This window comes from Flavobacterium anhuiense, from assembly GCF_004151235.1.
Lineage (GTDB): Bacteria > Bacteroidota > Bacteroidia > Flavobacteriales > Flavobacteriaceae > Flavobacterium > Flavobacterium anhuiense_A.
In genome coordinates this window covers 1-14,503 of record NZ_JUIV01000008.1, presented here as the reverse complement: position 1 = coordinate 14,503, position 14,503 = coordinate 1, and the positions used below count along the sequence as shown (strand labels likewise).

9 protein-coding genes are annotated in these 14,503 nt (G+C 34.7%); 6 read left to right on the top strand and 3 right to left on the bottom strand.

Annotated features, from left to right (window positions below):
• Position 1 precedes the first annotated feature (1 nt).
• A complete protein-coding gene (locus NU08_RS11490; protein WP_129747238.1) occupies positions 2-1,036 on the top strand; it encodes an aminotransferase class I/II-fold pyridoxal phosphate-dependent enzyme in 1,035 nt (344 codons plus the stop codon).
• Between the two features lie 97 nt (positions 1,037-1,133).
• Complete coding sequence (locus NU08_RS11485) at positions 1,134-1,598, top strand: DUF1456 family protein (protein ID WP_129747237.1); 465 nt, start codon at positions 1,134-1,136, stop codon at positions 1,596-1,598.
• 88 nt (positions 1,599-1,686) lie between these two features.
• On the opposite strand, the gene NU08_RS11480 is transcribed toward NU08_RS11485, so the two are convergent.
• Positions 1,687-2,394: a LytR/AlgR family response regulator transcription factor gene (locus NU08_RS11480; protein WP_129747236.1), complete on the bottom strand. Its 708-nt coding sequence runs from the start codon at positions 2,392-2,394 to the stop codon at positions 1,687-1,689.
• A gap of 3 nt (positions 2,395-2,397) precedes the next feature.
• Positions 2,398-3,438, bottom strand: coding sequence for a sensor histidine kinase (locus NU08_RS11475; protein WP_129747235.1), 1,041 nt, complete (start codon positions 3,436-3,438; stop codon positions 2,398-2,400).
• 219 nt (positions 3,439-3,657) lie between these two features.
• On the opposite strand from NU08_RS11475, the gene NU08_RS11470 reads away from it, so the two are divergent.
• On the top strand, positions 3,658-4,455 hold the full coding sequence (locus tag NU08_RS11470; RefSeq protein ID WP_129747234.1) for a DUF5694 domain-containing protein: 798 nt from the start codon (positions 3,658-3,660) through the stop codon (positions 4,453-4,455).
• 208 nt (positions 4,456-4,663) lie between these two features.
• Here the strand turns inward: NU08_RS11470 and sucC are convergent, their stop codons facing one another.
• Positions 4,664-5,857, bottom strand: coding sequence for an ADP-forming succinate--CoA ligase subunit beta (gene sucC, locus NU08_RS11465; RefSeq protein WP_073416988.1), 1,194 nt, complete (start codon positions 5,855-5,857; stop codon positions 4,664-4,666).
• A 417-nt stretch (positions 5,858-6,274) separates the two neighbouring features.
• Here sucC and gltB point away from each other — a divergent pair, with 417 nt between their 5' ends.
• From gltB to lysA, 3 genes are all read left to right on the top strand, one after another.
• On the top strand, positions 6,275-10,792 hold the full coding sequence (gene gltB, locus NU08_RS11460) for a glutamate synthase large subunit (protein ID WP_129747233.1): 4,518 nt from the start codon (positions 6,275-6,277) through the stop codon (positions 10,790-10,792).
• Between the two features lie 123 nt (positions 10,793-10,915).
• A complete protein-coding gene (locus NU08_RS11455) occupies positions 10,916-12,370 on the top strand; it encodes a glutamate synthase subunit beta (RefSeq protein ID WP_129747232.1) in 1,455 nt (484 codons plus the stop codon).
• 620 nt (positions 12,371-12,990) lie between these two features.
• Positions 12,991-14,214: a diaminopimelate decarboxylase gene (gene lysA / locus NU08_RS11450; RefSeq protein WP_008462116.1), complete on the top strand. Its 1,224-nt coding sequence runs from the start codon at positions 12,991-12,993 to the stop codon at positions 14,212-14,214.
• Positions 14,215-14,503 lie beyond the last annotated feature (289 nt).

Below are 14,503 nucleotides of genomic sequence, written 5' to 3'. Positions count from 1 at the left end.
AATGATAGTCGATAAATTTCCAGATCGAATTATTGAAATTGACCAAAAGCAGTATTTGTATTTTGGCGGAACTGCGTATTTGGGACTTCCGACTAATGCAAAATTCCAGGAATTAGTAGTTCAGAATATCTTGAATTGGGGAACTACATACGGAAGCTCTAGAACGGCAAATATTCAGTTATCAGCTTATGACGCAGGCGAAACATTTTTGGCTTCTCATATTGGCTCAGAAAAGGCTGTCACTGTTTCTTCGGGAATGCTGGCTGGAAAACTGGTTATTGATTTAATGAAAAAGAAGACCGATTGCTTTTTTCATTTGAATGATACGCATAATGCTATCCAAACTGAAAATAGCCTTCCAATATTCTTAGACGGAAACTTAAATGACCGTTCATTAAATTCAAAACCTGAGAAAATAACGATTCTAACTGATGGCGTTCCGTCTTTTGAAACAAAACCTGCCGATTTATCGTTTTTAGAAAAAATTTCAAAAAGCAAAGCAATTACTTTAGTAGTTGACGAATCGCATTCGCTAGGAATTACAGGCAAAAATGGCAGTGGAATTTATTCTTCAATTGAATTTCCCGTTAAAAGAAAAATCATGGTTTCTTCATTAGGAAAAGCTTTTGGGTTAACTGGCGGCGTAATTGCTTCAGATTCTGAATTTATCAATCAAATCAAAGAATTGGAAACTTTTACAAGCGCAGCAGGAATGAATCCCGCTTTTGTGCAGACACTTTCTGATGCCAAAGAAATTTATAAAATACAGCATCAAAAACTGAAAGACAATTTACGCTATATTGATTCGATTTTAATCAAAAACAACAATATCTTATTTGATAAAAACTATCCTTTAATTTATCTTTTATCGAATGAATTAGTTGAAAAATTAAAACAAGAAAAAATTGTCATTGCCAGTTTCAGATACACCAAAGAAGCAGAACCTTTAAACCGAATTGTAATTACAGCAAATCATCTTAAAGAAGATTTAGACAAACTTGTAAACGTTTTAAATGATTTTAATTCTCGTTTTTAATCATTTTAAAAAACTACCTTTGCAAAAAGTAAATAATGAGTTTTAGGATCAAGTAAAGATTTGAAAAACTTGAAACTTTAAACATGAAACAATAATTATGACAAATAACGATATACTTAAAAAACTTCGCGTGGCTTTGATGCTCCGTGATGACCAAATAGTTGAAATTTTAGAATTAGTAGATTTTAGAATTTCGAAATCAGAATTAGGCGCTTTTTTCAGAGCAGAAGATCATCCGAATTATATGGAATGCGGCGATCAGGTTTTACGCAATTTCTTAAACGGATTGGTGATTCATTTAAGAGGAACGAAAGAAAATCCTAAAAATCCAAACGAGGTTTTAGCAAAGCATAAAGCTGAAATTCCGAAAAGAGAAACTTCTAAAGAAAGACCAGAATTTAAAGCTGCACCAAAAGATTCTGAAAAATATAGAGGCGATAAAAGTCCATCAAAATCAAGTTCAGCTGCTGGAAAGCCTAAAAAGAAATCATTCCCAAAAGGAAATGGAAAACCGGTTGTCGTAGAAAAAGTAGTTTTTAAAAACGGGAAGAATAAGAAATAATTTAACATTAAAGTTTTTATAGCCACGAATTCACGAATTTTTGATAATCTTTGAAAATAAAAATTCGTGAATTCGTGGCTATCTTTTTTTAAATTTTATTCTCCTCTATTTTATCAAAAAAGGCATCTTTAAAAGTCGCTCCAATTGGCAGTTCTCTTCCATTAATAAAAACAGAAAAATTATCTGTTGATTCTATATGTTTTAGAGAAACAACATACGATTTATGGATCTGAATAAACTCATTTTCTGGAAGAGATTCAATTACATTTTTCAAGGACGAATGCGTTATAATTTGCTGTTTTGAAGTATGAATGCAAACATAATTCTGAAGACTTTCTACATATAAAATATCCGTCAAAAATACTTTCTGAAATTTATTCTTTCCATCTGTTTTAACGAAAAGAAAATCTGGCAGATTGCTCTGATTTGAATTTTCTACTTTAGGCTCTGAATTCAGCTTTGAAACCGCTTGATAGAAACGTTCAAACGAAATCGGCTTCAATAAATAATCAACTGCATTCAACTCAAAACCTTCTAAAGCAAAATCAGGATAAGCGGTTGTAAAAATGATCTTTATATTTTTCGAAATAATTCTAGAAAGCTGCAATCCTGTCAATTGAGGCATTTGAATATCCAAGAAAATCACGTCAACAGATTGTGTGTTTAAAAATTCTAATGCTTTTAATGAATCATTAAAAACTCCAGCCTTTTCAAGAAAATTTACTTTTCCTATATAGTTTTCCAATATTCTGGTTGCAGGCGGTTCGTCATCTACAATAATACATTTAAAAGCCATAAATTATTTCTTTAGCGGTATTTTTAAGTAAGTTTTAAAGGTATCATTTTCTTCTGTTTTTTCAAGAATAAATTGATTTTTGTACATATAATCAAGTCTTTTAGTAAGGTTTTCAAAACCAATTCCAGTAGAGGAATAATTTTCTCCGCTTGCATTATAATTGAAAGTTGAAATCTCTAAAAAACCGTTTGATATTTTGATAGAAATAAGAGCTTTTTCCTTTTCATCATTCAGTTTCCCATGTTTAAAAACATTCTCCACAAAATGTACCAAAGCCGAAGAAATGAGTTTTTCGTTTGAATAATTCCCTTCAATTGTAAAATCTAAAAACAGCTGATCTTCAAAGCGTTTTTTCTGCAAATGAATATAATTTTGAATAAATTGAATTTCTTTTGAAAGTATGGCTTCATCTTTATCTGTTTCGGTAATAACGTATCGAAGCAAATCAGAAAGCACCAAAATATCATCAGCCATTTCATCTTCTTTCAAAACCAACTTACTATAAAAAGAATTCAGCGTATTAAACAAAAAATGTGGGCTAACCTGCGCTTTCAGCATTTGAAACTCAGCTTTTTTATTCTCCAAAAGCAATTCCTGGTTTTGATGTTGTGCGGTTTGAAACTGCCAAAACAAAAAAGTCAATGCGCTTAAAATTACAGCTGGCAATCCGAAGAAAAAATTGTCTTTTATGTAATAGGTAATTTCCCTTGCTTCTTCATAATAGTTGTGCATTCCTGTGATACTATACAAAACAACTTCGTCCAAAAAATAACGAACAGCAGAAAAAAGCAATAACGAAACTGGAATTGTGAGAATATAAAAGAGTAACTTTTTTTTGTTTAAAAACCAATTACAAAAAAGATAAAAATTAAGAATGTAGATAATAAATACACTCAATAAATAAGCTGGAGTAATTCCTAAGTAAATAGATTGCAATACGAATTTTACTTCTCTATTATTTAGTCCAATATCCCAGAAAATATAGGTTAGAAGTAACAAAAAGAAGAGAACAATATGATAGTAAAAAGGAATTTTTGATTTCATAGTTTTTGATAATTAACTCAAAAATACGATTATGACTTTAAAAGAAAATGGTATTTATATGAAACCTTATTTTTTGATGACAAACAGCTAAAAACTTTACACGAACATTTTGAAAGTGAAATCTGGATAGTTGGTCAAATGGAATCTGCGTTTCATCAAAAATGAAAACAAAGCTCTAAATCTGCTGATACATTTGCCATGAATTTAAAAACAAACGTCATGCAAAAAATCATTTTATTACTCGCTATTATCACATTAAATTTAACTTCTGCTCAAACTAAGAAAAAGCAGATTCTATTGGTTGGAACATTTCATTACGCTAATCCCGGTCTTGATGTTGCTAAACTAAACAGTTTTGATATCTTATCTGATAAAAGCCAAAAGGAACTCGAAATAATGAGTGACAAAATCAAAAAATTTGGCCCAGATAAAATATTTGTAGAATGGGAGTTTAGCAAACAAGCAGAATTAGACAAGCTTTATAATAAAAACACGGATAGCCTTATCAAAAACAATAAAAACGAAATAACACAACTGGCAATTCGCACGGCTAAAAAACTGAATCATAAAAAATTATACGGAATGAATCTTTATACTCCTTTTCGATATGATAGCTTAATGATAGCCATGGAAAAAGCAAATCAAAAAGACTTAATGGAGAAAAATAAAGTGACAACAGGAAATTTCGAAAAAAATCATAATGAAAAAATAGCAAAAAGCTCATTACAAGAAATGATGTTGTATTACAATACAAAACAAACCGAAAATGAAAATCTTCAATGGTATTTGGAAATAGCAAATAGAGCTGGAAATCCAGATGATTTTTCAGGACCTTCTTTGGTTGCAAATTGGTACAAAAGAAACTTGTACATGTATTCTTTAATCCAGAAACTAACTGAAAGCACAGATAACAAAATAATGGTCTTAGTTGGTGCAGGTCATGCTGCAATTATTAGAGGCTTTATAGAACATGATCCTACATTCGAAATTGTGGACTTATCAACTGTTTTGAAATAATATTTTTTAACCGCAAAGAGCGCAAGGATTTAACCAAGTAATATGTATACAAACGCAAAGTTCGTAAAGCTATATGGATAAAGCTTTGCGAACTTTGCGTTTATGTAGATTCTTATATGTAAAAAATCCTTGCGTCCTTTGCGGTTAAAACAAAAAAATCCACTCCTTTCGGAATGGATTTTCTATATAAATTGATTTCTTATTTTAATTAAGAAAGAGCAGCTTTAACTTGGTCAGCAGCTTCTTGGAATTGAACTGCAGATAAGATTGGCATACCAGAGTTGTCAATTAATTCTTTTGCAATTTCAGCATTTGTTCCTTGCAAACGAACGATAATTGGCACTTTAATAGCATCACCCATGTTTTTGTAAGCATCAACAACACCTTGAGCAACACGGTCACAACGAACGATTCCTCCGAAGATGTTAATTAAAATAGCTTTTACGTTTGGATCTTTCAAGATAATTCTGAAAGCTGTTTCAACACGCTTAGCATCAGCAGTTCCTCCTACGTCAAGGAAGTTAGCAGGCTCAAAACCAGCATATTTAATTAAATCCATAGTTGCCATTGCAAGACCAGCTCCGTTTACCATACATCCTACAGTACCGTCAAGGTCAACATAGTTAAGACCAACTTCTTTAGCTTCAACTTCGATTGGATTCTCCTCACGGATATCTCTCATTTCAGCATATTTAGGTTGTCTGTATAAAGCGTTATCGTCGATGTTAACTTTAGCGTCAACAGCTAAGATTTTGTTGTCAGAAGTTTTAAGAACTGGGTTGATTTCAAACATAGAAGCATCAGAACCAATGTAAGCATTGTAAAGTGCATCGATGAATTTCACCATTTCTTTGAAAGCATTTCCAGAAAGACCTAAATTGAAAGCAATTCTTCTAGCTTGGAAACCTTGCAATCCTACAGAAGGATCAATTTCTTCAGTAAAGATTAAGTGTGGAGTGTGCTCAGCAACTTCTTCGATATCCATTCCACCTTCAGTAGAATACATGATCATGTTGCGTCCTGTACCTCTATTCAATAAAACAGAAACATAAAATTCAGAAGTTTCGCTTTCACCAGGATAGTAAACATCTTCAGCTACTAATACTTTGTTAACTTTTTTACCTTCAGCCGGTGTCTGAGGAGTAATTAACTGCATTCCGATGATTTGTTCTGCTAACTCTTCAACTTGTTGTAAGTTTTTTGCCAGCTTAACTCCACCACCTTTTCCACGACCACCTGCGTGAATTTGTGCTTTAATTACATGCCATCCTGTTCCAGTTTCGGCAGTTAATTGTTTTGCAGCAGCCACAGCTTCAACTGCATTATTAGCCACGATTCCGCGTTGCACACGTACTCCGTAACTAGCTAAAATTTCTTTTCCTTGATATTCGTGTATGTTCATAATATAGAATTTGTCTGGTTCTGAATTTATTTCAGAATAAAAGTGCGACAAAAGTAACAAAATACAACTTAATAGTAAAATCTTTTTCAATTAAATAAATGTTATATAGTAGGTATTAAACGTTGATAATTTTTCAAAGCAAACAAATCGTTAACGGAACAATTTGTTAATGTTAACACAATTCTTAGAAAACGTTTGATATTTAACAAAAAATTCATTGGTTTTATTGGCCTCCCGACGATTTTTCCTAATATATTTTAAGAGTAATTATATTTTTAGCAATTCGGGATGCCTTCTATAATAATATTAATAATTAAGAACCCTTTTTCTAATATTACAGCAAAAATGAAAGCAAAAGCACTATTTCAATACATTATGTTTAACGAAATCTTTATTTTTGTAAAAAAAATATCAAGAATGAGAGTTAAAGAACAAGGGCTTTATCTGCCTGAATTTGAACACGACAATTGTGGTGCAGGATTTATTTGTAATTTGAATGGTATTAAGTCAAATGATATTATTCACAAAGCATTAGACATCTTAATTAAATTGGAACATCGTGGTGCCGTAAGTTCTGATGGAAGAACTGGTGACGGAGCCGGAATTTTATTCGACATTCCTCATGATTTTTTTAAGAAAGTTTGTGACTTTGAAATCCCAGAAGCGCGTGAGTATGCAGTAGGAATGGTTTTTTTACCAAAAAGCAAAAACCAGGTTTCTTTTTGTATTAATGCATTTGAGGCTACTATTAAAGATCAAAACTTAAAAGTTTTAGGTTGGAGAGATGTACCTGTTGACGTTGAAAATTTAGGTGAAATCGCCGCAGAAAAAGAACCAACAATTAAACAAGTTTTCGTTTCTAAAAACGGACAAGATTTAACTGAACAAGAATTTAATGCAAAACTTTTTGCAGCTAGAAAAATTGCTGAACATGCCGTAAGAGGATCTAAGACCTCAGAAAGCCACATGTTTTATTTTACTAGTTTATCGACAACTACTATAATATATAAAGGTCTATTGATGCCAGAAGACATCAGCCGTTATTATATAGATTTGAAAGATCCAGACTTGGTGACACGTTTAGCGCTTGTACACCAACGTTTCTCTACAAATACATTCCCATCTTGGGATCTAGCTCAACCATTTAGATACATGTGTCACAATGGTGAGATCAACACACTTCGTGGAAACGTAAGCCGTATGCGTGCTCGTGAAGAGCTTATGCAAAGTGCTGTTTTTGGCGAGGATATCAAGAAATTATTCCCAATTATCTTAGAAGGAAAATCAGATTCAGCTTCTATGGATATGGTAATTGAACTTTTATTGATGACTGGACGTTCACTTCCAGAGGCAATGATGATGGTAGTTCCTGAAGCTTGGGAAAAACACCAAACAATGTCTCCTGAGAAAAGAGCTTTCTATGAGTACAATGCTTGTATCATGGAACCTTGGGATGGTCCTGCTTCTATTCCATTTACAGATGGAAACGTAATTGGTGCTTTACTAGACAGAAACGGATTGCGTCCTTCTCGTTATACATTAACAAAAAGCGGCTTCGTAATTATGTCATCTGAAATTGGTGTATTAGACATCGATCCAGAAGATGTAATTCAGCACGGTCGTCTTGAGCCAGGAAAAATGTTCTTGGTTGATATGAATGAAGGTCGTATCATCGAAGACGAAGAAGTAAAGAAAGCGATTGTTACAAAACGTCCATACAAACAATGGGTTGAGGAAAACTTATTGCCATTGGCTAGCGTTCCTTACACAAACAACCCTACTCCTGTTGAAAAATTAGATTTCTTGACAAGACAGCGTTTGTTTGGCTATACAATTGAAGATTTAAAAACGATCATCAACCCAATGGGAAGTGACGGAGCTGAAGCCATCAGTTCTATGGGTAATGATACGCCTTTGGCAGTTCTTTCAGATCAGCCTCAGTTGTTGTACAATTACTTCAAACAATTGTTTGCTCAGGTTACTAACCCACCATTGGATGGTATTCGTGAAGAAATCATTACGGATATCAGTTTAGCGATTGGTGGAGATTTCAATATTTTCGAAATTGAATCGAAACAATGTAAAAAACTGAAAATCCAAAATCCGGTTATTTCTAACGAGGATTTGGATAAAATCAGAAATATCGATCACGCAGATTTCAAATCGGCTACTATTTCTACTTTATATAAAATAGAAAAAGGAGTTAACGGTTTAGAGCGTGCACTTGAAAAATGTGTTCAGGCAACTTTCAAAGCAGTTGAAGAAGGATGCAACATCATTATCTTATCAGATAGAGGTGTAAGCGAAGAATTAGCTCCAATCCCAATGTTATTGGCTTGTTCTTACATTCACCATTCATTAAACATTTTACAAGTTCGTTCTAAATTCGGAATCATCATCGAATCTGCAGAACCACGCGAACCTCATCATTTTGCTTTATTGTTCGGATATGGTGCGAGCGCAATCAATCCTTACATGGTAAACGAAATCATTCATGATCAGGTTGAAAAAGGTTTCATTACAAAAGTAAAAGCTGATTATGCAGTTGTTAACTATAACAAAGCGATCGCAAAAGGAATCGTGAAAATCATGAACAAAATTGGTATCTCTACTTTACATTCGTACAGAGCTGCTCAGATTTTCGAGATTTTAGGTTTAAACAAAACATTTACATCTAAATACTTCCCTTATACACCTTCAAGAATTGAAGGAATTGGTTTAATGGAAGTTGAAAAAGAGGTTAAAAAACGTTTCCAAAAAGCTTTCCCAAATTCAAAAATTGCAAACTTGCTTTCTCTTGAAATTGGAGGTATTTACAGATGGAGACGTGGTGGAGAAAAACACATGTTTAACCCAACTACGATTTCCAAATTACAACAGGCAGTTCGTTTAAACAGCCCTGAAAGCTATAAAGAATATGCAAATGCTGTAAACGAGCAAAGCTCAAACTTAATGACTATTAGAGGTTTATTTGAATTCAACAACTTGGATCCAATTTCTATTGACGAAGTAGAACCTTGGACAGAAATTGTGAAGAAATTCAAAACCGGAGCAATGTCCTATGGTTCTATCAGCCAGGAAGCGCACGAGAACTTAGCGATTGCAATGAACAGAATTGGTGGAAAAAGTAACTCTGGAGAAGGTGGAGAAGATCCAAGACGTTTCCAGAAAGAAATTAACGGAGATTCTAGAAACTCTGCAATTAAGCAAGTAGCTTCAGGGCGTTTTGGAGTTTCGATCAACTATTTGACAAACGCTAGAGAAATCCAAATCAAAATGGCTCAGGGAGCAAAACCTGGAGAAGGTGGTCAGTTACCTGGAGAAAAAGTAGTGCCTTGGATTGCTGAAACGAGAAACTCTACACCTTATGTAGGTTTGATTTCGCCTCCTCCGCACCACGATATCTACTCTATTGAGGATTTATCTCAGTTGATTTACGATTTGAAAAACGCAAACCGTGAAGCTCGTATCAACGTGAAATTGGTTTCTGAAGTTGGAGTTGGAACCATCGCTGCCGGTGTTGCTAAAGCAAAAGCTGACGTTATCTTGATTTCTGGTTACGACGGAGGAACCGGAGCTGCTCCATTAACATCTTTACAACACACAGGTATTCCATGGGAACTTGGTTTAGCTGAAGCGCAACAAACTCTGATTCTAAACGACTTAAGAAGCCGTGTAGTTTTAGAATGTGACGGACAATTGAAAACTGGTCGTGACGTAGCTATCGCCGCTTTATTAGGTGCAGAAGAATTCGGATTTGCTACGGCTCCGCTTGTAGCTTCTGGATGTATCATGATGAGAGCTTGTCACTTAAATACTTGCCCAGTTGGTATCGCAACTCAGGATCCTGAATTGAGAAAAAATTTCAAAGGAACTCCAGAGCACGTAATCAACTTCATGTATTTCATCGCTGAAGAGTTAAGAGAAATCATGGCGCAGTTAGGTTTCAGAACTTTAAAAGAAATGGTAGGTCAGTCTCAAAAATTAAACGTAGACAAAGCTATCAAACATTATAAAGCAAACGGATTAGATTTATCGACTATTCTATACAAACCGGAAAAAGCGAAAACAGTTCCAAATCACAATACAACAACTCAGGATCACGCTCTTGAAAATGTATTGGATTTTGACATCATCAAAGAAGCTATTCCGTCTATCTATAGAAAAGAGAAAACGAGAGTTACTTTCAAAATCAAAAACACAGACCGTTCTGTAGGTGCGATTTTGAGTAACGAAATCTCAAAAATTTATGGCGCACAAGGATTACCAGATGACACTATTTTAGTTGATTTTGAAGGTTCTGCCGGACAAAGTTTTGGTGCATTCGCAACAAACGGATTGTCATTTAAAATTCACGGAAACTGTAATGACTATTTAGGAAAAGGTCTTTCTGGAGGAAAACTAATTGTAAAAGTACCTCCTACTGCGACTTTCAAACCTGAAGACAACATCATTATTGGAAACGTTGCCCTTTACGGAGCTATTACCGGAGAGGCTTATATTAATGGTATCGCAGGAGAGCGTTTCTGTGTGAGAAACTCTGGAGCAACAGCAGTTGTAGAAGGAATTGGAGATCACGGATGCGAGTACATGACAGGTGGTACAGTAGTAGTTTTAGGAAAAACAGGAAGAAACTTCGCAGCTGGTATGAGCGGTGGTGTAGCTTATGTTTACGACCCAAATAAGAAATTCGATTCTACAGTTTGCAACATGGAAATGGTTGCATTCGATCCAATGGAAGAAGAAGATCTTACGAAACTAAGAAAACTGATCAAAAACCATTCGTTGTACACAAGCAGTCCATTAGCAAAAAGAATTTTAGCAGACTGGGAAAACCAACAACAGCACTTCGTAAAAGTAATGCCAACTGATTACAAAAAAGCATTAAAACGAATTGCAGAAGAAAAACAAATAGAAGAATTAATAGCGGGATAAAAATCAATTTCAAAAAATAAAATTCCAAATTTCAATGGCATTATCAATGGTAATGTCTTCCTGAGCGGAGTCGAAGGATTGGAATTTGGAACTTAAAGAAATTGGAATTTAATTTAAAAAGTCATGGGTAAAATAGGCGGATTTAAAGAATATAACAGAGCCGATGAAAGTAATTTAGCAGTAGCAGAACGTGTTTCGAACTACAACGAATTTACTATTCCGGTTCCAAAAGATAAATTAAAAGAACAAGGATCAAGATGTATGGACTGTGGAATTCCTTTTTGCCACAGTGGTTGTCCGTTAGGAAATTTAATTCCTGACTTCAACGACATGGTACATCAGGAAGAATGGCAGAGCGCATTAGAGATTTTACAATCTACTAACAACTTCCCTGAATTTACAGGACGCTTATGCCCTGCTCCATGTGAGAAATCATGTGTATTAGGAATCATCAAAGATCCGGTTTCTATCGAAAACATTGAGAAAAGCATCGTAGAAAGAGGTTTTGCTGAAGGATGGATTAAACCTCAGCCACCAAAATCAAGAACTGGAAAAACAGTTGCTGTTATTGGTTCTGGACCTGCAGGTCTTGCTGCGGCTCAACAATTAAACAGAGCGGGTCACACTGTAACTGTTTTTGAAAGAGACAATGCAATTGGAGGTTTATTACGTTACGGAATTCCAAATTTCAAATTAGAAAAAGGAATTATCGATCGTCGTGTTGCGATTCTAGAAGCAGAAGGAATCACTTTCAAAACTAACGTAAATGTTGGTGTTAATTTCAGTGTAGAAGAACTAAATGCATTTGATTCTATCGTTTTATGCGGAGGAGCAACTGAAAGAAGAAGCTTGCCAACTAAAGGAATCGAAAGCAAAGGTGTTGTTCAAGCAATGGATTTCTTAACACAGCAAACAAAAGTTTTATACGGAGAATCTATTCCAGATCAAGTTAAAGCAACTGGTAAAGATGTAATCGTTATTGGTGGTGGAGATACTGGTTCTGACTGTATTGGAACTTCAAACAGACACGGAGCTAAATCGGTAACTAACTTTGAGATTTTACCAAAACCTCCAGTTGGAAGAAGCGAGTCAACTCCTTGGCCTTTCTGGCCGTTGCAGTTAAAAACATCTTCTTCTCACGAAGAAGGCTGCGACAGAAACTGGTTGATCAACACTAAAGAATTTATTTCTAACGAAAAAGGCGAATTAACTGGATTAAAAACAGTTGAAGTGCAATGGAAAATGACTCCAGGTCAGCGTCCAGAATTAATCGAAAAAGAAGGTTCTGAGAAAATCTGGCCTTGCGATTTAGCTTTATTGGCTCTTGGATTTACAGGTCCTGAAAAAACATTAAGCGAGCAGTTAGGAATCGAAATTGATGCAAGAAGCAACTATAAAGCGCATAATTATCAAACAAATGTTCCTCACATCTTCACCGCAGGTGATATGAGAAGAGGACAATCATTAATCGTGTGGGCTATTTCAGAAGGTCGTGAAGCAGCAAGAGAAGTAGATTTATTCCTTATGGGATCTACAAACTTGCCTACTAAAGGAAAAGGAGATTTACCGAGTCTATAATTTTTTTAAAGATTCTAAGATACTGAGATGCTAAGGTTCTAAGTTTTTTCTCTTAGCATTTTATTGATCTTTATTCCGATAACAACATAACTACTAACAAACCCTTGAATTTATATTCAGGGGTTTTGTTTTTTTAGCCACTCCCGATAGTTATCGGGATAAAATGATTAGCACAGATTATTTTTTTGTCTGCCACGAATGGCACAAATTTTCACGAATTTTTATTTTCTGGTCGATTTATATTTCAAATACAACCCGTGGTTTCAACCACCCGGGACGCAATATATAATTACGTCCAATCCGTACGTTTCCCATGGTTGAAACCACGGGCTATGTTTTAGCATTTTGCGAAAAATCTAAAATTAAAAAATTTGCGAAAATTTGTGTAATTTGCGGTTAAAACATTTCAACAGCATTTATAAATTAGAGAAATTCGTGAATTCGTGGCAAAAAACTTAGCCCAGATAGCTATCGGGATAGTATCTTAACAAAGGTTATAAAATTCCAAAAACAGCAACTTTTTGTTTGAAATAAAACAATTTGTTATATTTTGTTATTTTTCTGCAAATTATTTGCTGGTAATCAAAAGTGTAATAACTTTGCCCAAAATGATTTAAAAAATGCAAGCAAAAGATTTACTGCAGTTAGCAGACCAATTTGGAAGTCCATTGTATGTTTACGATGCTGAAAAAATCCAATCTCAGTACAACAGATTAACTAAAGCTTTCTCTAAGGTGGAGAACTTAAGAGTTAATTATGCCATGAAGGCATTGTCTAACATTGCGATTCTACAGTTATTAAAGAACATGGGGTCTGGTTTAGACACTGTATCGATTCAGGAAGTTCAGTTAGGGCTTCATGCTGGCTATGAACCCGAAAGAATTTTCTTTACACCAAACGGCGTTTCTCTGGAAGAGATTGAAGAAGTTGCCGCAATGGGTGTACAAATCAATATCGACAATTTATCTATTTTAGAGCAATTCGGAACAAAACATCCACATATTCCAGTATGTATTCGTATCAATCCACACGTAATGGCAGGTGGAAATGCTAATATTTCTGTTGGACATATCGATAGTAAATTCGGTATTTCTGTTCATCAAATTCCGCATATTTTGCGAATTGTAGAGAACACAAAAATGAGCATTATTGGAATTCACATGCACACAGGATCTGATATTTTAGATATCGAAGTATTCTTGTATGCTGCCGAAATCTTGTTCGATACCGCTAAGCATTTCAAAGATTTACAATTCTTAGATTTCGGAAGCGGATTCAAAGTTCCTTACAAAAAAGACGATATTGAAACAGACATCGAAGAATTAGGTAAAAAATTATCCAAAAGATTCAACGCTTTCTGCGCAGAATACGGAAGAGATTTAACGCTGATTTTCGAACCAGGAAAATTCTTGGTGAGCGAAGCAGGTCATTTCTTAGTAAAAGTAAACGTAGTAAAACAGACAACTTCAACAGTTTTCGCAGGAATTGACAGTGGTTTCAACCACTTAATCCGTCCGATGTTTTACGGATCTTCACACCATATCGAAAACATTTCTAATCCAAAAGGAAAAGAGCGTTTTTACTCTGTTGTAGGATACATTTGCGAAACTGATACTTTCGCCAACAACCGTAGAATTGCAGAAATCACAGAAGGTGACATTTTAGAATTTAGAAATGCTGGAGCATACTGTTTCTCAATGTCATCTAACTACAATTCAAGATACAAACCAGCCGAAGTGCTTTGGATGAACGGACAAGGAATCTTGATTCGTCAAGCCGAAACATTTGAAGATTTACTTAAAAATCAAATTCCGTTGCCGCAAGAAATTGCTGCTACGGTTTAACAATAGAAAAAAAGAGAATATCACTTTAATCCCGTTTCTTAATTGAGGCGGGATTTTTTTGTTTTTTTTTTCACGCAGATTCTTAAGATTTGAGCAGATTTTTACTATTGATACTAATTGTCAGGCTGAGCGAAGTCGAAGCACGCAAAGTAACTAACCGTCCAGTTTTGTCATTTCGACGGAGGAGAAATCTTCACAAGAAACTCCGCAAAGTATTTCGCTCAAATCATACACAAAGTAGCCACTAAGTTTGTCATTTCTGTAAAAGTTACTTATTTCGGTAACGGAT